We start from the raw sequence: 19,561 nt of genomic DNA, 5'->3' as shown, positions 1-19,561 counted from the left end.
GATTTTCGAAGAGTATGAGAGTCAGCTCTCACTTTTCTAATAGTGGGAGGTAAGGATGGAACTACGAAGACCAAGATTAGCAGATAAAGAAACAGTTTTAGAGATGATGGCAGAGTTTGAAAAGAGCCAATCAGCCCATGATGGAGGATTTTGGGATACAGAGAACTTTGTGTATGAAGAGTGGTTGGAAACAAATATGCAAAAAGAGATGGGAATAAACTTGCCTGAAAATCGTGTTCCTTCTATTCAATTTGTATCATTTGATGATGTAGGTCGTGCTCTAGGATTTTTGAATCTGCGATTGAGACTGAATGAGGGGTTACTGAATTATGCTGGCCACATTGGCTACTCCATTCGTCCATCAGAAAGAGGCAAGGGTTATGCTAAGGAAACTCTCCGTCAGGGCTTGCAAGTTGCTAAGGGAAAGAACATCAAGAGAACTCTTGTGACCTGTAGCGTAAATAATCCTGCTAGCAGAGCAGTCATTCTAGCAAATGGTGGGCTCATTGAGGATGTTCGTAATGGTGTGGAGCGTTATTGGATAGAGGTAGCGAATGAATAATCCAAAACCACAAGAATGGAAAAGCGAGGAACTCAGTCAAGGGCGTATCATTGACTACAAGGCCTTTAACTTTGTGGATGGAGAAGGTGTGCGGAACTCCCTCTATGTATCAGGCTGCATGTTTCACTGCGAGGGGTGCTATAATGTAGCTACCTGGTCCTTCAATGCTGGCATTCCCTATACAGCAGAATTAGAAGAACAAATCATGGCAGACCTTGCCCAGCCCTATGTTCAAGGATTGACCTTGCTGGGAGGGGAGCCCTTTCTTAATACGGGGATTCTCTTGCCACTCGTTAAGCGGATTCGGAAGGAATTACCAGATAAAGATATCTGGTCTTGGACGGGCTATACATGGGAAGAAATGATGTTGGAGACACAAGATAAACTGGAACTCTTGTCACTGATTGACATTCTTGTCGATGGACGATATGATCGAACTAAGAGGAATCTCATGCTCCAATTTCGAGGTTCTTTCAATCAACGAATTATCGATGTTCAAAAATCCCTCAAAAGTGGGCAAGTAGTGATTTGGGACAAACTTAATGACGGAAAAGAAAGCTATGAACAGGTGAAGAGAGAATGAAGAAAAAAGACCTGATAAAACAACTGGTTTCAGAGATAGAAGCTGGAAAAGTTAGGACACTGGGGATATACGGTCATGGGGCTTCGGGTAAATCAACCTTTGCCCAGGAATTGTACCAATCTTTAGATTCTACTACAGTGAATTTGCTAGAAACAGATCCTTATATCACTTCAGAACGTCATCTGGTAGTACCAAAGCAAGCACCAGATCAAAAGGTGACAGCTTGTCTGCCAGTGGCGCATGAATTGGCGAGTTTGCGGAGAGATATCCTTGCCTTGCAGGCAGGTATGGATATCTTAACAATTGAAGAACCTTGGAAGGCTAGTGAGGTCTTGTCTGGAGCAAAGCCAATTCTGATTGTCGAAGGGATGTCTGTTGGCTTTTTACCCAAAGAACTCTTTGACAAAACCATCTGTTTCTACACGGATGAGGAGACCGAATTAAAAAGGCGTCTAGATCGAGATACGACAGTGAGAAATCGCGATGCATCCTTTATATTGGCTAGCCATCAGATGAGACGGGAGCAGTATCTGCGATACTATAAAGAAACTGAGTCAAGGGCGGACATTCTAGTGGACCAATCAGAAGATAAATTTGATGCCAAGAGGAGTCAGTTTATATAGAAGAAAATCCCTAATTTTAAAAAGAAAAAATAGGAAAACAGTTTCATTGTAAAAAAACGAAAAAATAGCAACAAATCCCTTGCAATCGCAGGGGCTTTGTGTTATTCTATTATGGTGCTGTAAATTACAGCTTTAGCTTTGATGCAAGAGGTTGCGATACGCTCGGTTGCATTGCCACGCAACACCGCGTCGGTTTTCTTGTGGAGCTAGCCTATTATCTTAAATAGACGAAAAGGAGAAAAAGATGGCAAACAAAAAAATCCGTATCCGTTTGAAAGCTTATGAACACCGTACGCTTGACACAGCGGCTACAAAAATCGTAGAATCAGCTACTCGTACAGGTGCACAAGTTGCGGGTCCAATCCCACTTCCAACTGAACGTAGCCTCTACACAATCATTCGTGCGACTCACAAATACAAAGACTCTCGCGAACAATTTGAAATGCGTACACACAAGCGTTTGATCGATATCGTTAACCCAACTCAAAAAACAGTTGATGCTTTGATGAAATTGGATCTTCCAAGTGGTGTAAACGTAGAAATCAAACTTTAATCTAAAATATAAAAGAGCAGAGGCTGGTGTTTCAATCTAATTGAACACGGGCTAAACTCGGTGTGGAAAAGATAAACTTCCTAGTGCCTGCTAGACACTGCGTCAGTTTTCTATTTTCACTTTGAGTTTGACGCCCTTTGTATCTTAGACTTGAGCATAAAAAACGCTCGTTAAAAACTTTTTGAATAAAAAATATAGAAAAGGAACTATTTTCTCATGACAAAAGGAATCTTAGGGAAAAAAGTGGGAATGACTCAAATCTTCACTGAAGCTGGCGAATTGATCCCTGTAACAGTTATTGAAGCAACTCCAAACGTTGTTCTTCAAGTTAAAACTGTTGAAACAGACGGATACAACGCTATCCAAGTTGGTTTCGATGACAAACGCGAAGTATTGAGCAACAAACCTGCTAAAGGACATGTAGCGAAAGCTAACACGGCTCCTAAGCGCTTCATTCGTGAATTCAAAAACGTTGAAGGCTTGGAAGTTGGTGCTGAAATCACAGTTGAAACATTCGCAGCTGGAGACGTTGTTGACGTAACTGGTACTTCTAAAGGTAAAGGTTTCCAAGGTGTTATCAAACGCCACGGACAATCACGTGGACCAATGGCTCACGGTTCTCGTTACCACCGTCGTCCAGGTTCAATGGGACCTGTTGCACCTAACCGCGTATTCAAAGGTAAAAACCTTGCAGGACGTATGGGTGGCGACCGCGTAACAATTCAAAACCTTGAAGTTGTACAAGTTGTTCCAGAAAAGAACGTTATCCTTATCAAAGGTAACGTACCAGGTGCTAAGAAATCTCTTATCACTATCAAATCAGCAGTTAAAGCTGGTAAATAATAAAGAAAGGGGAAATCAGTCACAATGGCAAACGTAACATTATTTGACCAAACTGGTAAAGAAGCTGGCCAAGTTGTTCTTAACGATGCAGTATTTGGTATTGAACCAAATGAATCAGTTGTGTTTGATGTGATCATCAGCCAACGCGCAAGCCTTCGCCAAGGAACACACGCTGTTAAAAACCGCTCTGCAGTATCAGGTGGTGGACGCAAACCATGGCGTCAAAAAGGAACTGGACGTGCTCGTCAAGGTTCTATCCGCTCACCACAATGGCGTGGTGGTGGTGTTGTCTTCGGACCAACTCCACGTTCATATGGCTACAAACTTCCACAAAAAGTTCGTCGCCTAGCTCTTAAATCAGTTTACTCTGAAAAAGTTGCTGAAAACAAATTTGTAGCCGTTGATTCTCTTGAATTTACAGCTCCAAAAACTGCTGAATTTGCAAAAGTTCTTGCAGCATTGAGCATCGATTCTAAAGTTCTTGTTATCCTTGAAGAAGGAAATGAATTCGCAGCTCTTTCAGCTCGTAACCTTCCAAACGTGAAAGTTGCAACTGCTACAACTGCAAGTGTTCTTGACATCGCAAATAGCGACAAACTTCTTGTCACACAAGCAGCTATCTCTAAAATCGAGGAGGTTCTTGCATAATGAATTTGTATGATGTTATCAAAAAACCTGTCATCACTGAAAGCTCAATGGCTCAACTTGAAGCAGGCAAATATGTATTTGAAGTTGACACTCGTGCACACAAACTTTTGATCAAGCAAGCTGTTGAAGCTGCTTTCGAAGGTGTTAAAGTTGCCAATGTTAACACAATCAACGTAAAACCAAAAGCTAAACGTGTTGGACGTTACACTGGTTTTACTAACAAAACTAAAAAAGCTATCATCACACTTACAGCTGATTCAAAAGCAATCGAGTTGTTTGCTGCTGAAGCTGAATAATCTAAGGAGGAAATATCGTGGGAATTCGTGTTTATAAACCAACAACAAACGGTCGCCGTAATATGACTTCTTTGGATTTCGCTGAAATCACAACAAGCACTCCTGAAAAATCATTGCTTGTTGCTTTGAAGAGCAAGGCTGGTCGTAACAACAACGGTCGTATCACAGTTCGTCACCAAGGTGGTGGACACAAACGTTTCTACCGTTTGGTTGACTTCAAACGTAACAAAGACAACGTTGAAGCAGTTGTTAAAACAATCGAGTACGATCCAAACCGTTCTGCAAACATCGCTCTTGTACACTACACTGACGGTGTGAAAGCATACATCATCGCTCCAAAAGGTCTTGAAGTAGGTCAACGTATCGTTTCAGGTCCAGAAGCAGATATCAAAGTCGGAAACGCTCTTCCACTTGCTAACATTCCAGTTGGTACTTTGATCCACAACATCGAGTTGAAACCAGGTCGTGGTGGTGAATTGGTACGTGCTGCTGGTGCATCTGCTCAAGTATTGGGTTCTGAAGGTAAATACGTTCTTGTTCGTCTTCAATCAGGTGAAGTTCGTATGATTCTTGGAACTTGCCGTGCTACAGTTGGTGTTGTCGGAAACGAACAACATGGACTTGTAAACCTTGGTAAAGCAGGACGTAGCCGTTGGAAAGGTATCCGCCCAACAGTTCGTGGTTCTGTAATGAACCCTAACGATCACCCACACGGTGGTGGTGAAGGTAAAGCACCAGTTGGTCGTAAAGCACCATCTACTCCATGGGGCAAACCTGCTCTTGGTCTTAAAACTCGTAACAAGAAAGCGAAATCTGACAAACTTATCGTTCGTCGTCGCAACGAGAAATAATATTAAACTAGTCGCTTAAGTAACTAGTAAATCCGCCAGCTCGGTAGCGCTCCATAGGAGCGCAAGCCGCTGTGGTACAACATTTAAAGGAGAAAATATAAAAATGGGACGCAGTCTTAAAAAAGGACCTTTCGTCGATGAGCATTTGATGAAAAAAGTTGAAGCTCAAGCTAACGACGAAAAGAAAAAAGTTATTAAAACTTGGTCACGTCGTTCAACGATCTTCCCAAGTTTCATTGGTTACACTATTGCAGTTTATGACGGACGTAAACACGTACCTGTTTACATTCAAGAAGACATGGTAGGTCACAAACTTGGTGAATTTGCACCAACTCGTACTTACAAAGGTCACGCTGCAGACGACAAGAAAACACGTAGAAAATAAGGAGAACATAAATGGCAGAAATTACTTCAGCTAAAGCAATGGCTCGTACAGTACGTGTTTCACCTCGTAAATCACGTCTTGTTCTTGATAACATCCGTGGTAAAAGCGTAGCCGATGCAATCGCAATCTTGACATTCACTCCAAACAAAGCTGCTGAAATCATCTTGAAAGTTTTGAACTCAGCTGTAGCTAACGCTGAAAACAACTTTGGTTTGGATAAAGCTAACTTGGTAGTATCTGAAGCATTTGCAAACGAAGGACCAACTATGAAACGTTTCCGTCCACGTGCGAAAGGTTCAGCTTCACCAATCAACAAACGTACAGCTCACATCACTGTAGCTGTTGCAGAAAAATAAGGAGGTAAAATCGTGGGTCAAAAAGTACATCCAATTGGTATGCGTGTCGGCATCATCCGTGATTGGGATGCCAAATGGTATGCTGAAAAAGAATACGCGGATTACCTTCATGAAGATCTTGCAATCCGTAAATTCGTTCAAAAAGAACTGGCTGACGCAGCAGTTTCAACTATCGAAATTGAACGCGCAGTAAACAAAGTTAACGTTTCACTTCACACTGCTAAACCAGGTATGGTAATCGGTAAAGGTGGTGCTAACGTTGATGCACTCCGTGCGAAACTTAACAAATTGACTGGAAAACAAGTACACATCAACATCATCGAAATCAAACAACCTGATTTGGATGCTCACCTTGTAGGTGAAGGAATTGCTCGTCAATTGGAGCAACGTGTTGCTTTCCGTCGTGCACAAAAACAAGCAATCCAACGTGCAATGCGTGCTGGAGCTAAAGGAATCAAAACTCAAGTATCAGGTCGTTTGAACGGTGCAGATATCGCCCGTGCTGAAGGATACTCTGAAGGAACTGTTCCGCTTCACACACTTCGTGCAGATATCGATTACGCTTGGGAAGAAGCAGATACTACATACGGTAAACTTGGTGTTAAAGTATGGATCTACCGTGGTGAAGTTCTTCCAGCTCGCAAAAACACTAAAGGAGGTAAATAACCAATGTTAGTACCTAAACGTGTTAAACACCGTCGTGAATTCCGTGGAAAAATGCGCGGTGAAGCAAAAGGTGGAAAAGAAGTAGCATTCGGTGAATACGGTCTTCAAGCTACAACTAGCCACTGGATCACTAACCGCCAAATCGAAGCTGCTCGTATCGCCATGACTCGTTACATGAAACGTGGTGGTAAAGTTTGGATTAAAATCTTCCCACACAAATCATACACTGCTAAAGCTATCGGTGTGCGTATGGGATCTGGTAAAGGGGCGCCTGAAGGTTGGGTAGCACCAGTTAAACGTGGTAAAGTGATGTTCGAAATCGCTGGTGTATCTGAAGAGATCGCTCGTGAAGCGCTTCGTCTTGCTAGCCACAAATTGCCAGTTAAATGTAAATTCGTAAAACGTGAAGCAGAATAAGGAGAAGGCATGAAACTTAATGAAGTAAAAGAATTTGTTAAAGAACTTCGTGGTCTTTCTCAAGAAGAACTCGCGAAGCGCGAAAACGAATTGAAAAAAGAATTGTTTGAACTTCGTTTCCAAGCTGCTACTGGTCAATTGGAACAAACAGCTCGCTTGAAAGAAGTTAAAAAACAAATCGCTCGTATCAAAACAGTTCAATCTGAAGCGAAATAATAGACTAGGGAAGGAGAAATTTCAATGGAACGCAATAATCGTAAAGTTCTTGTTGGACGTGTTGTATCTGACAAAATGGACAAGACAATCACAGTTGTAGTTGAAACAAAACGTAACCACCCAGTCTATGGTAAACGTATTAACTACTCTAAAAAATACAAAGCTCATGATGAAAACAATGTTGCCAAAGAAGGCGATATCGTACGTATCATGGAAACTCGCCCGCTTTCAGCTACAAAACGTTTCCGTCTTGTAGAAGTTGTTGAAGAAGCGGTCATCATCTAATCAAACCTGAAAGGAGAAAACTGAAATGATTCAAACAGAAACTCGTTTGAAAGTCGCAGACAACAGCGGTGCTCGCGAAATCTTGACTATCAAAGTTCTTGGTGGTTCAGGACGTAAATTTGCAAACATCGGTGATGTTATCGTGGCATCTGTAAAACAAGCTACTCCTGGTGGTGCGGTTAAAAAAGGTGACGTTGTTAAAGCAGTTATCGTTCGTACTAAATCAGGTGCTCGTCGTGCTGATGGTTCATACATCAAATTTGACGAGAACGCAGCAGTTATCATCCGTGAAGACAAAACTCCTCGCGGAACACGTATCTTTGGCCCAGTTGCACGTGAATTGCGTGAAGGTGGCTTCATGAAGATCGTGTCACTTGCTCCAGAAGTACTTTAATTTTTAGAAACAAACTAGTCCCCTAGCTTCAAGCTAGGGTGCCCTTATGGGCGTAAGAAAAATCAAGGAGAAACCTAATGTTTGTAAAAAAAGGCGACAAAGTTCGCGTAATCGCTGGTAAAGATAAGGGAACAGAAGCTGTTGTCCTTACTGCCCTTCCAAAAGTAAACAAAGTTATCGTTGAAGGTGTTAACATTGTTAAGAAACATCAACGTCCAACTAACGAGCTTCCTCAAGGTGGTATCATCGAGAAAGAAGCAGCTATCCACGTATCAAACGTTCAAGTATTGGACAAAAATGGTGTAGCTGGTCGTGTTGGTTACAAATTTGTAGACGGTAAAAAAGTTCGCTACAACAAAAAATCAGGCGAAGTGCTTGATTAATCACGAAGGAAAGGAGAAGTATAATGGCAAATCGTTTAAAAGAAAAATATCTTAATGAAGTAGTTCCTGCTTTGACAGAACAATTCAACTACTCATCAGTGATGGCTGTGCCTAAAGTAGATAAGATCGTTTTGAACATGGGTGTTGGTGAAGCTGTATCAAACGCTAAAAGCCTTGAAAAAGCTGCTGAAGAATTGGCACTTATCTCAGGTCAAAAACCACTTATCACTAAAGCTAAAAAATCAATCGCCGGCTTCCGTCTTCGTGAAGGTGTTGCGATCGGTGCAAAAGTTACCCTTCGTGGTGAACGTATGTACGAATTCTTGGATAAATTGGTTTCAGTTTCACTTCCACGTGTACGTGACTTCCACGGTGTTCCAACGAAATCATTTGATGGACGCGGAAACTACACACTTGGTGTGAAAGAACAATTGATCTTCCCAGAAATCAACTTTGATGACGTTGACAAAACTCGTGGTCTTGACATCGTTATCGTAACAACTGCTAACACTGACGAAGAGTCACGTGCATTGCTTACAGGCCTTGGAATGCCTTTTGCAAAATAATATAGGAGGTAAATCTAATGGCTAAAAAATCAATGATTGCTAAGAACAAACGTCCAGCGAAGTTCTCTACTCAAGCTTATACTCGTTGTGAAAAATGTGGTCGCCCACATTCAGTTTACCGCAAATTTAAACTTTGCCGTGTTTGCTTCCGTGAATTAGCTTACAAAGGACAAATTCCTGGTGTAACAAAAGCATCTTGGTAATTCTAGCTTTCAATCCCGTCGTGATTCGTCGTTATCTGCTTTTGCCTAACTCAAGTTATGCCTGCAAGCAGATGCCTAGACTCACTTAGGAATTGAAACCTAGAAACATATTCTGAGCCTAGCTCAATCATTAACTAGCAAGTGCAACTTGCAAACTACTAGTAAGAGGAGAAAAACAAAATGGTTATGACTGACCCAATCGCAGACTTCCTAACTCGTATTCGTAACGCTAACCAAGCTAAACACGAAGTACTTGAAGTACCTGCATCAAACATCAAAAAAGGGATTGCTGAAATCCTTAAACGCGAAGGTTTTGTAAAAAACGTTGAAATCATCGAAGATGACAAACAAGGCATCATCCGTGTATTCCTTAAATACGGACCAAACGGTGAGAAAGTTATCACTAACTTGAAACGTGTTTCTAAACCAGGACTTCGTGTCTACAAAAAACGTGAAGACCTTCCAAAAGTTCTTAACGGACTTGGAATTGCTATCCTTTCAACTTCTGAAGGTTTGCTTACTGATAAAGAAGCACGTCAAAAGAATGTTGGTGGTGAGGTTATCGCTTACGTTTGGTAAAATCAAGATACAAAGCTCGTAAAGAACAAAGCAAAATTAGGAAGTTGGAGAAGTTTGTTTACAAACAAGCCAACTTATCTATTTTGCACAGTTCTTAGAGCGTGTTCAGTTCAGCTCTTGAACTAAATAAGTATCTGAACCCCGTGAAAACTGGCCGTTCTGGCCTGACAATCTAACAGGAGAAAATAAACATGTCACGTATTGGTAATAAAGTTATCGTGTTGCCTGCTGGTGTTGAACTCACTAACAATGACAACCTTGTAACTGTAAAAGGACCTAAAGGAGAACTTACTCGTGAGTTCTCAAAAGATATTGAAATCCGTGTGGAAGGCACTGAAGTAACTCTTCACCGTCCAAACGATTCAAAAGAAATGAAAACTATCCACGGAACTACTCGTGCCCTTTTGAACAACATGGTTGTTGGTGTATCAGAAGGATTCAAGAAAGAACTTGAAATGCGCGGGGTTGGTTACCGTGCACAACTTCAAGGATCTAAACTTGTTTTGGCTGTTGGTAAATCTCATCCAGACGAAGTTGAAGCTCCAGAAGGAATTACTTTTGAACTTCCAAACCCAACAACAATCGTTGTTAGCGGAATTTCAAAAGAAGTAGTTGGGCAAACAGCTGCTTACGTACGTAGCCTTCGTTCACCAGAACCATATAAAGGTAAAGGTATCCGTTACGTTGGTGAATTCGTTCGCCGTAAAGAAGGTAAAACAGGTAAATAATGTTGAGTGGTTGATTTTCAACCACCAACCTATTTTCCAACTTTGTGCATAGCACACGATTTAAAACTAAAGAGGTGAAAACTGTGATTTCAAAACCAGATAAAAACAAACTCCGCCAAAAACGCCACCGTCGCGTTCGCGGAAAACTCTCTGGAACTGCTGATCGCCCACGTTTGAACGTATTCCGTTCTAATACAGGCATCTACGCTCAAGTGATTGATGACGTAGCGGGTGTAACGCTCGCAAGTGCTTCAACTCTTGACAAAGAAGTTTCAAAAGGAACTAAAACTGAACAAGCCGTTGCTGTCGGTAAACTCGTTGCAGAACGTGCAAACGCTAAAGGTATTTCAGAAGTGGTGTTCGACCGCGGTGGATATCTATATCACGGACGTGTGAAAGCTTTGGCTGATGCAGCTCGTGAAAACGGATTGAAATTCTAATAGGAGGACACTAGAAAATGGCATTTAAAGACAATGCAGTTGAATTAGAAGAACGCGTAGTTGCTGTCAACCGTGTTACAAAAGTTGTTAAAGGTGGACGTCGTCTTCGTTTCGCAGCTCTTGTTGTTGTTGGTGACCACAACGGTCGCGTAGGATTTGGTACTGGTAAAGCTCAAGAAGTTCCAGAAGCAATCCGTAAAGCAGTAGATGATGCTAAGAAAAACTTGATCGAAGTTCCTATGGTTGGAACAACAATCCCACACGAAGTTCTTTCAGAATTCGGTGGAGCTAAAGTATTGTTGAAACCTGCTGTAGAAGGTTCTGGAGTTGCCGCTGGTGGTGCAGTTCGTGCCGTTGTGGAATTGGCAGGTGTGGCAGATATTACATCTAAATCACTTGGTTCTAACACTCCAATCAACATTGTTCGTGCAACTGTTGAAGGTTTGAAACAATTGAAACGCGCTGAAGAAGTTGCTGCCCTTCGTGGTATTTCAGTTTCTGATTTGGCATAAGAAAGGGGATAAAATGGCTCAAATTAAAATTACTTTGACTAAGTCTCCAATCGGACGCATTCCATCACAACGTAAAACTGTTGTAGCACTTGGACTTGGCAAATTGAACAGCTCTGTTATTAAAGAAGATAACGCTGCTATCCGTGGTATGATCACTGCAGTATCTCACTTGGTAACAGTTGAAGAAGTAAACTAATGAATTTTTAGGGGATGTGCACTATACCATCCCCTAAAACTAGATATAGTCATCTATGATGACGTCGTATAGGCGAGTTGATGGGGGAGACAACCTTTTCTCCCTTATCGGCGCTAGCATTTTACAAAAGAGGAGAAAATAAAAATGAAACTTCATGAATTGAAACCTGCAGAAGGTTCTCGTAAAGTACGTAACCGCGTTGGTCGTGGTACTTCATCAGGTAACGGTAAAACATCTGGTCGTGGTCAAAAAGGTCAAAAAGCTCGTAGCGGTGGCGGAGTTCGCCTTGGTTTTGAAGGTGGACAAACTCCATTGTTCCGTCGTCTTCCAAAACGTGGATTCACTAACATCAACGCTAAAGAATACGCAATTGTGAACCTTGACCAATTGAACGTCTTTGAAGATGGTGCTGAAGTAACTCCAGTTGTTCTTATCGAAGCAGGAATTGTTAAAGCTGAAAAATCAGGTATTAAAATTCTTGGTAACGGTGAGTTGACTAAGAAATTGACTGTGAAAGCAGCTAAATTCTCTAAATCAGCTGAAGAAGCTATCACTGCTAAAGGTGGTTCAGTAGAAGTCATCTAAGAGAGGTGACCTATGTTTTTTAAATTATTAAGAGAAGCTCTTAAAGTCAAGCAGGTTCGATCAAAAATTTTATTTACAATTTTTATCGTTTTGGTCTTTCGTATCGGGACTAGCATTACAGTTCCTGGTGTGAATGCCAATAGCTTGAATGCTTTAAGTGGATTATCCTTCTTAAACATGTTGAGCTTGGTCTCAGGGAATGCCCTAAAAAACTTTTCGATTTTTGCCCTAGGAGTTAGTCCTTATATCACCGCTTCTATCGTTGTCCAACTCTTGCAAATGGATATTTTACCTAAATTTGTAGAGTGGGGTAAACAAGGGGAAGTAGGTCGAAGAAAATTGAATCAAGCTACTCGTTATATTGCTCTAGTTCTTGCTTTTGTGCAATCTATCGGGATTACAGCTGGTTTTAATACCTTGGCTGGAGCTCAATTGATTAAAACTGCTTTAACTCCACAAGTTTTTCTGACGATTGGTATCATCTTAACAGCTGGTAGTATGATTGTCACGTGGTTGGGAGAGCAAATTACAGATAAGGGATACGGAAACGGTGTTTCCATGATTATCTTTGCCGGGATTGTTGCCTCAATTCCAGAGATGATTCAGGGCATCTATGTGGACTACTTTGTGAACGTGCCAAGTAGCCGTATCACTTCATCTATCATTTTCGTAATCATTTTGATTATTACTGTATTGTTGATTATTTACTTTACAACTTATGTTCAACAAGCAGAATACAAAATTCCAATCCAATATACTAAGGTTGCACAAGGTGCTCCATCTAGCTCTTACCTTCCATTGAAGGTAAACCCTGCTGGAGTTATCCCTGTTATCTTTGCAAGTTCCATTACTGCAGCGCCTGCGGCGATTCTTCAATTTTTGAGCGCCACAGGTCATGATTGGGCTTGGGTAAGGGTAGCACAAGAGATGTTGGCAACCACTTCTCCAACTGGTATTGCCATGTATGCTTTGTTGATTATTCTCTTTACATTCTTCTATACGTTTGTACAGATTAATCCTGAAAAAGCGGCAGAGAACCTACAAAAGAGCGGTGCCTATATCCATGGAGTTCGTCCTGGTAAAGGTACAGAAGAATATATGTCTAAACTTCTTCGTCGTCTTGCAACTGTTGGTTCCCTCTTCCTTGGTGTGATTTCCATTTTGCCGATTGCAGCTAAAGATGTATTTGGTCTTTCTGATGTTGTTGCCTTTGGGGGAACAAGTCTCTTGATCATTATCTCTACAGGTATCGAAGGAATCAAGCAATTGGAAGGTTACCTATTGAAACGTAAGTATGTTGGTTTCATGGATAGAACAGAATAAAAGTATTTACTGATACTCTTCGAAAATCTCTTCAAACCACGTCAGCTTTATCTGCAACCTCAAAGCAGTGCTTTGAGCAACCTGCGGCTAGCTTCCTAGTTTGCTCTTTGATTTTCATTGAGTATGAAGCAGTAAATGCTGAGGGAGTGGAGGTTTAACTCTAACATTAGTGAGAGTTTGGTCTCCCCTCTTCTATTTTGTTTTTAAATAGGGGTGAAAAGACTTTTTGCTTCTATTTAAAAATAAAATAAGGAGATCAGATCATGAATCTTTTGATTATGGGCTTACCTGGTGCAGGTAAGGGAACTCAAGCAGCAAAAATCGTAGAACAATTCCATGTTGCACATATCTCAACAGGTGATATGTTCCGCGCTGCAATAGCAAATCAAACTGAAATGGGTGTTCTTGCTAAGTCATACATTGACAAGGGTGAATTGGTTCCTGATGAAGTTACAAATGGAATCGTAAAAGAACGTCTTTCACAAGATGATATTAAAGAAACAGGATTCTTATTGGATGGTTACCCACGTACAATCGAACAAGCTCATGCCTTGGACAAAACATTGGCTGAACTTGGCATTGAACTAGAAGGTGTTATCAATATTGAAGTGAACCCTGACAGCCTCTTGGAACGTTTGAGTGGCCGTATCATCCACCGCGTAACTAGAGAAACTTTCCACAAGGTCTTTAACCCACCAGTTGACTATAAAGAAGAAGATTACTACCAACGTGAAGATGATAAGCCTGAGACAGTAAAACGTCGTTTGGATGTGAATATTGCTCAAGGAGAACCAATCATTGCTCACTACCGTGCCAAAGGTTTGGTTCATGACATCGAAGGTAATCAAGATATCAATGATGTCTTCTCAGATATTGAAAAAGTATTGACAAATTTGAAATAAAGCGTTTTTCACACTTGCAAAAATCCGCTACAAATGTTATACTGAGATAGTCTGACTTATAATTGTTGTCTCTGTGTCTAGAGGCATCGAATCGAAATTTATGGAGGTGCTTTTGCGTGGCAAAAGACGATGTGATTGAAGTTGAAGGCAAAGTAGTTGATACAATGCCGAATGCAATGTTTACGGTTGAACTTGAAAATGGACATCAGATTTTAGCAACAGTTTCTGGTAAAATTCGTAAAAACTATATTCGTATTTTAGCGGGAGATCGTGTTACTGTCGAAATGAGTCCATATGACTTGACACGTGGACGTATCACTTACCGCTTTAAATAATCGAAAAACTTGGAGGGATAAGAAATGAAAGTAAGACCATCGGTCAAACCAATTTGCGAATACTGTAAAGTTATTCGTCGTAATGGTCGTGTTATGGTAATTTGCCCAGCAAATCCAAAACACAAACAACGTCAAGGATAAGATAGAAAGGAGAAAACATGGCTCGTATTGCTGGAGTTGACATTCCAAATGACAAACGCGTAGTAATCTCATTGACTTATGTTTATGGTATCGGACTTGCAACATCTAAGAAAATTTTGGCTGCTGCTGGAATCTCAGAAGATGTTCGTGTACGTGATCTTACATCAGATCAAGAAGATGCTATCCGTCGTGAAGTGGATGCAATCAAAGTTGAAGGCGACCTTCGTCGTGAAGTAAACTTGAACATCAAACGTTTGATGGAAATCGGTTCATACCGTGGTATCCGTCACCGTCGTGGACTTCCTGTCCGTGGACAAAACACTAAAAACAACGCTCGCACTCGTAAAGGTAAAGCTGTTGCGATTGCTGGTAAGAAAAAATAATATAGGAGGTAAAAGTCTTGGCTAAACCAACACGTAAACGTCGTGTGAAAAAGAATATCGAATCTGGTATTGCTCATATTCACGCTACATTTAATAACACTATTGTTATGATTACTGATGTGCATGGTAATGCAATTGCTTGGTCATCAGCTGGTGCTCTTGGTTTCAAAGGTTCTCGTAAATCTACACCATTCGCTGCCCAAATGGCTTCTGAAGCTGCTGCTAAATCTGCACAAGAACACGGTCTTAAATCAGTTGAAGTTACTGTAAAAGGTCCAGGTTCTGGTCGTGAGTCAGCTATTCGTGCGCTTGCTGCCGCTGGTCTTGAAGTAACAGCAATTCGTGATGTGACTCCAGTGCCACACAATGGTGCTCGTCCTCCAAAACGTCGCCGTGTATAATCATCGCATTACACTGCTTTTCGTTTAAGAGGGAGTAACTAAATGATCGAGTTTGAAAAACCAAATATAACAAAAATTGATGAAAATAAAGATTATGGCAAGTTTGTAATCGAACCACTTGAACGTGGCTACGGTACAACTCTTGGTAACTCTCTTCGTCGTGTACTTCTAGCTTCTCTACCAGGAGCAGCTGTGACATCTATCAACATTGATGGTGTGTTACATGAGTTTGACACAGTTCCAGGTGTTCGTGAAGACGTGATGCAAATCATTCTGAACATTAAAGGAATTGCAGTGAAATCGTACGTTGAAGACGAAAAAATCATCGAACTGGATGTTGAAGGTCCTGCTGAAGTAACAGCTGGTGACATTTTGACAGATAGCGATATTGAAATTGTAAATCCAGATCATTATCTCTTTACAATCGGTGAAGGTTCTTCCCTAAAAGCGACTATGACTGTTAACAGTGGTCGTGGATATGTACCTGCTGATGAAAATAAAAAGGATAATGCACCAGTTGGAACACTTGCTGTAGATTCTATTTATACACCAGTTACAAAAGTCAACTATCAAGTGGAACCTGCTCGTGTAGGTAGCAATGATGGATTTGACAAATTAACCCTTGAAATCTTGACAAATGGAACAATTATTCCAGAAGATGCTTTAGGGCTTTCAGCACGTATTTTGACAGAACATCTTGATTTGTTTACAAATCTTACTGAGATTGCTAAGTCAACTGAAGTGATGAAAGAAGCTGACACTGAATCTGACGATCGTATTTTGGATCGTACGATTGAGGAACTGGACTTGTCTGTGCGTTCATACAACTGTTTGAAACGTGCCGGTATCAATACTGTGCATGATTTGACAGAAAAATCTGAAGCAGAGATGATGAAAGTACGAAATCTTGGACGCAAGAGTTTGGAAGAAGTGAAACTCAAACTCATTGATTTGGGTCTTGGATTAAAAGATAAATAAAGGAGGAATACATGGCTTACCGTAAACTAGGACGCACTAGCTCACAACGTAAAGCAATGCTTCGCGATTTGACAACTGACCTTTTGATCAACGAATCAATCGTGACAACTGAAGCTCGTGCTAAAGAAATCCGTAAAACTGTTGAAAAAATGATTACTCTAGGTAAACGTGGTGATTTGCATGCACGTCGTCAAGCAGCTGCTTTCGTACGTAATGAAATCGCATCTGAAAACTATGATGAAGCAACTGATAAGTACACTTCTACTACAGCACTTCAAAAATTGTTCTCAGAAATCGCACCTCGTTATGCTGAACGTAACGGTGGATACACTCGTATCCTTAAAACTGAACCACGTCGTGGTGATGCAGCGCCAATGGCGATCATCGAATTAGTATAAAATCATCAATTTTGTTGAGTGTTATGATGATGGAGTCTTGTGCTCTTAGTCTAGCTCTGGTCTACCGCTAGGATTTCGGTCCTAGCGGGAACACTCATCATAAGTTGGGATAGTAGACGCTTGTTTACGAAATTGTTTTTTGCTTAAGAACAACTTCGTAAGCAGGCGTTTTTGAGTATTTTCGTTAGAATTATGCTATACTATTTGAAAAGAATCCTGTTTAATGTTCAGGTTTCCTATTAAAAGAAGAATTGGAGTTTGCTTATGAAAGCGATTATAACTGTTGTTGGTAAAGATAAATCTGGAATTGTTGCAGGTGTTTCTGGCAAAATTGCAGAATTGGGTTTGAACATAGACGATATTTCTCAAACTGTCTTAGATGAATATTTCACGATGATGGCTGTTGTCTCTAGTGATGAAAAGCAAGATTTTACTTATCTGCGAAATGAGTTTGAAGCTTTTGGACAAACTTTGAATGTAAAAATCAATATTCAGAGTGCAGCGATTTTCGAAGCTATGTATAATATCTAGGAGGTGCACATGGATATTAGACAAGTTACGGAAACTATCGCCATGATTGAGGAGCAAAACTTCGATATTAGAACCATTACCATGGGAATTTCCCTTTTGGACTGTATCGATCCAGATATCAATCGTGCTGCGGAGAAAATTTATCAAAAGATTACGACCAAGGCGGCTAATTTAGTGGCTGTTGGGGATGAAATTGCAGCTGAGTTGGGAATTCCAATCGTTAATAAGCGTGTATCGGTGACTCCTATTTCTCTGATTGGGGCAGCGACAGATGCGACGGACTACGTGGTTCTGGCAAAAGCGCTTGATAAGGCTGCGAAAGAGATTGGTGTGGACTTTATTGGTGGTTTCTCTGCCTTGGTACAAAAAGGTTATCAAAAGGGAGATAAGATTCTCATCAATTCTATTCCTCGTGCTCTGGCTGAAACGGACAAGGTCTGCTCGTCAGTCAATATCGGCTCAACCAAGTCTGGTATCAATATGACGGCTGTGGCGGATATGGGACGAGTTATCAAGGAAACGGCTAATCTATCAGATATGGGAGCGGCCAAGTTGGTTGTGTTCGCTAATGCTGTTGAGGACAATCCATTTATGGCTGGTGCCTTCCATGGTGTTGGGGAAGCAGATGTTATCATCAATGTCGGAGTTTCTGGTCCTGGCGTGGTCAAGCGTGCCTTGGAAAAAGTTCGTGGACAGAGCTTTGATGTAGTAGCAGAAACAGTTAAGAAGACTGCCTTTAAAATCACTCGTATCGGTCAATTGGTTGGTCAGTTGGCCAGTGAGAGACTGGGTGTGGAGTTTGGTATTGTGGACTTGAGTTTGGCACCAACTCCTGCGGTTGGAGATTCTGTGGCACGTGTCCTTGAAGAAATGGGGCTAGAAACAGTTGGTACGCACGGAACGACGGCTGCCTTGGCTCTCTTGAATGACCAAGTTAAGAAGGGTGGAGTGATGGCCTGCAACCAAGTTGGTGGTTTGTCTGGTGCCTTTATCCCTGTTTCTGAGGATGAGGGTATGATTGCGGCAGTGCAAAATGGCTCTCTTAATTTAGAAAAACTGGAGGCCATGACGGCTATCTGTTCTGTTGGTTTGGATATGATTGCCATCCCAGAAGATACACCTGCTGAGACCATTGCGGCTATGATTGCGGATGAGGCTGCAATTGGTGTCATTAACATGAAAACAACAGCTGTACGTATCATTCCCAAAGGAAAAGAAGGCGATATGATTGAGTTTGGTGGTCTTCTTGGTACAGCTCCAGTAATGAAAGTCAATGGAGCTTCGTCTGTTGATTTTATCTCTCGTGGAGGACAAATCCCAGCACCAATTCATAGTTTTAAAAATTAAGAAAATAGGAGAAATTTTAAGTTCTATTTAAGGTTGGATGTGTATACTATAATCATTAAATAAAGACCTCCTAATATTATTTGAAACAGATAACACTGATTTAGTTTGAATTTGATTTTCATCTAATATCTTTATTTAATAGAACTCCTAAACTTTTTCATAATAATCTCCTGCAAAAGTCGCCTGTCTGGGTGGCTTTTGTTTTATCATCCATGATATAATAGAAGCAAATGGAGGACGGAAAATGGTAAAAGTACGATTGTATTTGGTACGTCATGGCAAGACCATGTTTAACACGATTGGTCGCGCGCAAGGTTGGAGCGATACTCCCTTAACAACTGAAGGTGAACGAGGGATTCAAGAGTTAGGAATCGGTTTGCGAGAATCTGGTCTGCAGTTTGAGCGTGCTTATTCCAGTGATTCTGGGCGCACCATTCAGACAATGGGAATTATCCTTGACGAGCTTGGCTTGCAGGGAAAAATTCCTTATCGCATGGACAAGCGGATCAGAGAATGGTGTTTTGGTAGCTTTGATGGAGCTTATGATGGTGATCTTTTCATGGGCATTATTCCTCGTATCTTTAATGTGGACCATGTTCACCAATTATCTTATGCTGAACTGGCTGAGGGCTTGGTAGAGGTCGATACAGCTGGTTGGGCTGAAGGCTGGGAAAAACTCAGTGGCCGAATCAAGGAAGGTTTTGAAGCGATTGCCAAAGAAATGGAAGAACAAGGTGGAGGCAATGCTCTCGTTGTCAGCCATGGAATGACCATTGGAACCATTGTTTATCTGATCAATGGTATGCATCCACATGGTCTCGATAATGGTAGCGTGACGATTCTTGAATATGAGGACGGTCAGTTTAGCGTTGAGGTTGTTGGTGACCGTAGTTACCGAGAACTAGGACGTGAGAAGATGGAGGAAGCCTCTATTTAATACTCTTCGAAAATC

The 19,561-nt window shown here is 41.2% G+C and carries 35 protein-coding genes; all 35 read left to right on the top strand.

The window, feature by feature from the left end; genetic code table 11:
- Positions 1-55 precede the first annotated feature (55 nt).
- On the top strand, positions 56-562 hold the full coding sequence (locus tag HT711_RS05200; RefSeq protein WP_173234703.1) for a GNAT family N-acetyltransferase: 507 nt from the start codon (positions 56-58) through the stop codon (positions 560-562).
- Positions 555-1,145, top strand: a complete 591-nt coding sequence (gene nrdG, locus HT711_RS05195; protein ID WP_173234701.1) for an anaerobic ribonucleoside-triphosphate reductase activating protein — start codon at positions 555-557, stop codon at positions 1,143-1,145. The genes HT711_RS05200 and nrdG overlap by 8 nt, the downstream gene beginning before the upstream one ends.
- Complete coding sequence (locus HT711_RS05190; protein ID WP_173234699.1) at positions 1,142-1,768, top strand: phosphoribulokinase; 627 nt, start codon at positions 1,142-1,144, stop codon at positions 1,766-1,768. Before nrdG ends, HT711_RS05190 begins: the two co-directional genes overlap by 4 nt.
- A gap of 244 nt (positions 1,769-2,012) precedes the next feature.
- On the top strand, positions 2,013-2,321 hold the full coding sequence (rpsJ, locus tag HT711_RS05185) for a 30S ribosomal protein S10 (RefSeq protein ID WP_033630409.1): 309 nt from the start codon (positions 2,013-2,015) through the stop codon (positions 2,319-2,321).
- A gap of 216 nt (positions 2,322-2,537) precedes the next feature.
- Positions 2,538-3,164, top strand: coding sequence for a 50S ribosomal protein L3 (gene rplC / locus HT711_RS05180; RefSeq protein ID WP_000160197.1), 627 nt, complete (start codon positions 2,538-2,540; stop codon positions 3,162-3,164).
- Positions 3,165-3,188: 24 nt separating this feature from the next.
- Positions 3,189-3,812 carry a 50S ribosomal protein L4 gene (gene rplD, locus HT711_RS05175; RefSeq protein WP_000024539.1) on the top strand — a complete coding sequence of 208 codons (624 nt, stop codon included), beginning with the start codon at positions 3,189-3,191 and terminating at the stop codon, positions 3,810-3,812.
- Positions 3,812-4,108 (top strand): 50S ribosomal protein L23, encoded by a 297-nt coding sequence (locus HT711_RS05170; RefSeq protein ID WP_001055347.1) that lies wholly within the window; start codon positions 3,812-3,814, stop codon positions 4,106-4,108. Before rplD ends, HT711_RS05170 begins: the two co-directional genes overlap by 1 nt.
- A gap of 17 nt (positions 4,109-4,125) precedes the next feature.
- Positions 4,126-4,959, top strand: coding sequence for a 50S ribosomal protein L2 (gene rplB / locus HT711_RS05165; protein ID WP_000512911.1), 834 nt, complete (start codon positions 4,126-4,128; stop codon positions 4,957-4,959).
- A 103-nt stretch (positions 4,960-5,062) separates the two neighbouring features.
- A complete protein-coding gene (rpsS, locus tag HT711_RS05160; protein ID WP_000533766.1) occupies positions 5,063-5,344 on the top strand; it encodes a 30S ribosomal protein S19 in 282 nt (93 codons plus the stop codon).
- Between the two features lie 11 nt (positions 5,345-5,355).
- Positions 5,356-5,700 carry a 50S ribosomal protein L22 gene (gene rplV / locus HT711_RS05155; RefSeq protein ID WP_000818137.1) on the top strand — a complete coding sequence of 115 codons (345 nt, stop codon included), beginning with the start codon at positions 5,356-5,358 and terminating at the stop codon, positions 5,698-5,700.
- A gap of 12 nt (positions 5,701-5,712) precedes the next feature.
- Complete coding sequence (gene rpsC, locus HT711_RS05150) at positions 5,713-6,366, top strand: 30S ribosomal protein S3 (RefSeq protein ID WP_000529936.1); 654 nt, start codon at positions 5,713-5,715, stop codon at positions 6,364-6,366.
- 3 nt (positions 6,367-6,369) lie between these two features.
- The gene (gene rplP, locus HT711_RS05145; RefSeq protein ID WP_000960946.1) at positions 6,370-6,783 is read left to right on the top strand and encodes a 50S ribosomal protein L16; all 414 of its coding nucleotides are present in this window, start codon (positions 6,370-6,372) and stop codon (positions 6,781-6,783) included.
- A 9-nt stretch (positions 6,784-6,792) separates the two neighbouring features.
- Positions 6,793-6,999, top strand: coding sequence for a 50S ribosomal protein L29 (gene rpmC / locus HT711_RS05140; protein WP_000772918.1), 207 nt, complete (start codon positions 6,793-6,795; stop codon positions 6,997-6,999).
- A 24-nt stretch (positions 7,000-7,023) separates the two neighbouring features.
- Positions 7,024-7,284: a 30S ribosomal protein S17 gene (rpsQ, locus tag HT711_RS05135; RefSeq protein ID WP_000440801.1), complete on the top strand. Its 261-nt coding sequence runs from the start codon at positions 7,024-7,026 to the stop codon at positions 7,282-7,284.
- Positions 7,285-7,309: 25 nt separating this feature from the next.
- On the top strand, positions 7,310-7,678 hold the full coding sequence (gene rplN / locus HT711_RS05130) for a 50S ribosomal protein L14 (RefSeq protein WP_000616545.1): 369 nt from the start codon (positions 7,310-7,312) through the stop codon (positions 7,676-7,678).
- A gap of 77 nt (positions 7,679-7,755) precedes the next feature.
- Entirely contained in the window at positions 7,756-8,061 is a 306-nt protein-coding gene (gene rplX, locus HT711_RS05125) for a 50S ribosomal protein L24 (protein WP_000497691.1), read from the top strand.
- A 23-nt stretch (positions 8,062-8,084) separates the two neighbouring features.
- Positions 8,085-8,627, top strand: a complete 543-nt coding sequence (gene rplE / locus HT711_RS05120; RefSeq protein ID WP_000013542.1) for a 50S ribosomal protein L5 — start codon at positions 8,085-8,087, stop codon at positions 8,625-8,627.
- 17 nt (positions 8,628-8,644) lie between these two features.
- Complete coding sequence (locus HT711_RS05115) at positions 8,645-8,830, top strand: type Z 30S ribosomal protein S14 (protein ID WP_001085697.1); 186 nt, start codon at positions 8,645-8,647, stop codon at positions 8,828-8,830.
- A gap of 180 nt (positions 8,831-9,010) precedes the next feature.
- A complete protein-coding gene (gene rpsH, locus HT711_RS05110) occupies positions 9,011-9,409 on the top strand; it encodes a 30S ribosomal protein S8 (protein WP_000245504.1) in 399 nt (132 codons plus the stop codon).
- Positions 9,410-9,600: 191 nt separating this feature from the next.
- Entirely contained in the window at positions 9,601-10,137 is a 537-nt protein-coding gene (gene rplF / locus HT711_RS05105) for a 50S ribosomal protein L6 (RefSeq protein ID WP_000086635.1), read from the top strand.
- An 83-nt stretch (positions 10,138-10,220) separates the two neighbouring features.
- Positions 10,221-10,577 (top strand): 50S ribosomal protein L18, encoded by a 357-nt coding sequence (gene rplR / locus HT711_RS05100; RefSeq protein WP_000624044.1) that lies wholly within the window; start codon positions 10,221-10,223, stop codon positions 10,575-10,577.
- 17 nt (positions 10,578-10,594) lie between these two features.
- Positions 10,595-11,089 carry a 30S ribosomal protein S5 gene (rpsE, locus tag HT711_RS05095; RefSeq protein WP_000874202.1) on the top strand — a complete coding sequence of 165 codons (495 nt, stop codon included), beginning with the start codon at positions 10,595-10,597 and terminating at the stop codon, positions 11,087-11,089.
- 13 nt (positions 11,090-11,102) lie between these two features.
- Complete coding sequence (gene rpmD, locus HT711_RS05090; RefSeq protein WP_000057241.1) at positions 11,103-11,285, top strand: 50S ribosomal protein L30; 183 nt, start codon at positions 11,103-11,105, stop codon at positions 11,283-11,285.
- A gap of 144 nt (positions 11,286-11,429) precedes the next feature.
- On the top strand, positions 11,430-11,870 hold the full coding sequence (gene rplO / locus HT711_RS05085) for a 50S ribosomal protein L15 (RefSeq protein WP_000766087.1): 441 nt from the start codon (positions 11,430-11,432) through the stop codon (positions 11,868-11,870).
- 12 nt (positions 11,871-11,882) lie between these two features.
- Positions 11,883-13,193, top strand: a complete 1,311-nt coding sequence (secY, locus tag HT711_RS05080; RefSeq protein ID WP_049511466.1) for a preprotein translocase subunit SecY — start codon at positions 11,883-11,885, stop codon at positions 13,191-13,193.
- Positions 13,194-13,456: 263 nt separating this feature from the next.
- Complete coding sequence (locus tag HT711_RS05075) at positions 13,457-14,095, top strand: adenylate kinase (protein ID WP_112444574.1); 639 nt, start codon at positions 13,457-13,459, stop codon at positions 14,093-14,095.
- A 116-nt stretch (positions 14,096-14,211) separates the two neighbouring features.
- Positions 14,212-14,430, top strand: a complete 219-nt coding sequence (infA, locus tag HT711_RS05070) for a translation initiation factor IF-1 (protein WP_001029883.1) — start codon at positions 14,212-14,214, stop codon at positions 14,428-14,430.
- Between the two features lie 24 nt (positions 14,431-14,454).
- Positions 14,455-14,571, top strand: coding sequence for a 50S ribosomal protein L36 (gene rpmJ, locus HT711_RS05065; RefSeq protein WP_001808836.1), 117 nt, complete (start codon positions 14,455-14,457; stop codon positions 14,569-14,571).
- A 17-nt stretch (positions 14,572-14,588) separates the two neighbouring features.
- Entirely contained in the window at positions 14,589-14,954 is a 366-nt protein-coding gene (rpsM, locus tag HT711_RS05060; RefSeq protein WP_000090781.1) for a 30S ribosomal protein S13, read from the top strand.
- A 17-nt stretch (positions 14,955-14,971) separates the two neighbouring features.
- Entirely contained in the window at positions 14,972-15,355 is a 384-nt protein-coding gene (gene rpsK / locus HT711_RS05055) for a 30S ribosomal protein S11 (protein ID WP_001118385.1), read from the top strand.
- Between the two features lie 42 nt (positions 15,356-15,397).
- Entirely contained in the window at positions 15,398-16,333 is a 936-nt protein-coding gene (locus HT711_RS05050; protein WP_000568988.1) for a DNA-directed RNA polymerase subunit alpha, read from the top strand.
- 11 nt (positions 16,334-16,344) lie between these two features.
- Positions 16,345-16,731 (top strand): 50S ribosomal protein L17, encoded by a 387-nt coding sequence (gene rplQ, locus HT711_RS05045; protein ID WP_000331493.1) that lies wholly within the window; start codon positions 16,345-16,347, stop codon positions 16,729-16,731.
- A 264-nt stretch (positions 16,732-16,995) separates the two neighbouring features.
- Positions 16,996-17,262, top strand: coding sequence for an ACT domain-containing protein (locus HT711_RS05040; protein ID WP_000644124.1), 267 nt, complete (start codon positions 16,996-16,998; stop codon positions 17,260-17,262).
- A 9-nt stretch (positions 17,263-17,271) separates the two neighbouring features.
- Positions 17,272-18,609 carry a PFL family protein gene (locus HT711_RS05035; RefSeq protein WP_061438659.1) on the top strand — a complete coding sequence of 446 codons (1,338 nt, stop codon included), beginning with the start codon at positions 17,272-17,274 and terminating at the stop codon, positions 18,607-18,609.
- 244 nt (positions 18,610-18,853) lie between these two features.
- Positions 18,854-19,546 carry a histidine phosphatase family protein gene (locus HT711_RS05030; RefSeq protein WP_050261297.1) on the top strand — a complete coding sequence of 231 codons (693 nt, stop codon included), beginning with the start codon at positions 18,854-18,856 and terminating at the stop codon, positions 19,544-19,546.
- Positions 19,547-19,561 lie beyond the last annotated feature (15 nt).

Origin of the sequence: Streptococcus sp. 1032, from assembly GCF_013277015.1 — a bacterium.
Classification (GTDB): domain Bacteria; phylum Bacillota; class Bacilli; order Lactobacillales; family Streptococcaceae; genus Streptococcus.
This window is presented reverse-complemented; position numbering and strand designations above follow the sequence as displayed.

Bases quoted from the DNA above. Each gene is read 5' to 3' on its own strand.
- HT711_RS05200 (WP_173234703.1), top strand. From the start codon at position 56: ATGGAACTACGAAGACCAAGATTAGCAGATAAAGAAACAGTTTTAGAG.
- nrdG (WP_173234701.1), top strand. From the start codon at position 555: ATGAATAATCCAAAACCACAAGAATGGAAAAGCGAGGAACTCAGTCAA.
- HT711_RS05190 (WP_173234699.1), top strand. From the start codon at position 1,142: ATGAAGAAAAAAGACCTGATAAAACAACTGGTTTCAGAGATAGAAGCT.
- rpsJ (WP_033630409.1), top strand. From the start codon at position 2,013: ATGGCAAACAAAAAAATCCGTATCCGTTTGAAAGCTTATGAACACCGT.
- rplC (WP_000160197.1), top strand. From the start codon at position 2,538: ATGACAAAAGGAATCTTAGGGAAAAAAGTGGGAATGACTCAAATCTTC.
- rplD (WP_000024539.1), top strand. From the start codon at position 3,189: ATGGCAAACGTAACATTATTTGACCAAACTGGTAAAGAAGCTGGCCAA.
- HT711_RS05170 (WP_001055347.1), top strand. From the start codon at position 3,812: ATGAATTTGTATGATGTTATCAAAAAACCTGTCATCACTGAAAGCTCA.
- rpsS (WP_000533766.1), top strand. From the start codon at position 5,063: ATGGGACGCAGTCTTAAAAAAGGACCTTTCGTCGATGAGCATTTGATG.
- rplV (WP_000818137.1), top strand. From the start codon at position 5,356: ATGGCAGAAATTACTTCAGCTAAAGCAATGGCTCGTACAGTACGTGTT.
- rplP (WP_000960946.1), top strand. From the start codon at position 6,370: ATGTTAGTACCTAAACGTGTTAAACACCGTCGTGAATTCCGTGGAAAA.
- rpmC (WP_000772918.1), top strand. From the start codon at position 6,793: ATGAAACTTAATGAAGTAAAAGAATTTGTTAAAGAACTTCGTGGTCTT.
- rpsQ (WP_000440801.1), top strand. From the start codon at position 7,024: ATGGAACGCAATAATCGTAAAGTTCTTGTTGGACGTGTTGTATCTGAC.
- rplN (WP_000616545.1), top strand. From the start codon at position 7,310: ATGATTCAAACAGAAACTCGTTTGAAAGTCGCAGACAACAGCGGTGCT.
- rplX (WP_000497691.1), top strand. From the start codon at position 7,756: ATGTTTGTAAAAAAAGGCGACAAAGTTCGCGTAATCGCTGGTAAAGAT.
- rplE (WP_000013542.1), top strand. From the start codon at position 8,085: ATGGCAAATCGTTTAAAAGAAAAATATCTTAATGAAGTAGTTCCTGCT.
- HT711_RS05115 (WP_001085697.1), top strand. From the start codon at position 8,645: ATGGCTAAAAAATCAATGATTGCTAAGAACAAACGTCCAGCGAAGTTC.
- rpsH (WP_000245504.1), top strand. From the start codon at position 9,011: ATGGTTATGACTGACCCAATCGCAGACTTCCTAACTCGTATTCGTAAC.
- rplF (WP_000086635.1), top strand. From the start codon at position 9,601: ATGTCACGTATTGGTAATAAAGTTATCGTGTTGCCTGCTGGTGTTGAA.
- rpsE (WP_000874202.1), top strand. From the start codon at position 10,595: ATGGCATTTAAAGACAATGCAGTTGAATTAGAAGAACGCGTAGTTGCT.
- rpmD (WP_000057241.1), top strand. From the start codon at position 11,103: ATGGCTCAAATTAAAATTACTTTGACTAAGTCTCCAATCGGACGCATT.
- rplO (WP_000766087.1), top strand. From the start codon at position 11,430: ATGAAACTTCATGAATTGAAACCTGCAGAAGGTTCTCGTAAAGTACGT.
- secY (WP_049511466.1), top strand. From the start codon at position 11,883: ATGTTTTTTAAATTATTAAGAGAAGCTCTTAAAGTCAAGCAGGTTCGA.
- HT711_RS05075 (WP_112444574.1), top strand. From the start codon at position 13,457: ATGAATCTTTTGATTATGGGCTTACCTGGTGCAGGTAAGGGAACTCAA.
- rpmJ (WP_001808836.1), top strand. From the start codon at position 14,455: ATGAAAGTAAGACCATCGGTCAAACCAATTTGCGAATACTGTAAAGTT.
- rpsM (WP_000090781.1), top strand. From the start codon at position 14,589: ATGGCTCGTATTGCTGGAGTTGACATTCCAAATGACAAACGCGTAGTA.
- HT711_RS05050 (WP_000568988.1), top strand. From the start codon at position 15,398: ATGATCGAGTTTGAAAAACCAAATATAACAAAAATTGATGAAAATAAA.
- rplQ (WP_000331493.1), top strand. From the start codon at position 16,345: ATGGCTTACCGTAAACTAGGACGCACTAGCTCACAACGTAAAGCAATG.
- HT711_RS05040 (WP_000644124.1), top strand. From the start codon at position 16,996: ATGAAAGCGATTATAACTGTTGTTGGTAAAGATAAATCTGGAATTGTT.
- HT711_RS05035 (WP_061438659.1), top strand. From the start codon at position 17,272: ATGGATATTAGACAAGTTACGGAAACTATCGCCATGATTGAGGAGCAA.
- HT711_RS05030 (WP_050261297.1), top strand. From the start codon at position 18,854: ATGGTAAAAGTACGATTGTATTTGGTACGTCATGGCAAGACCATGTTT.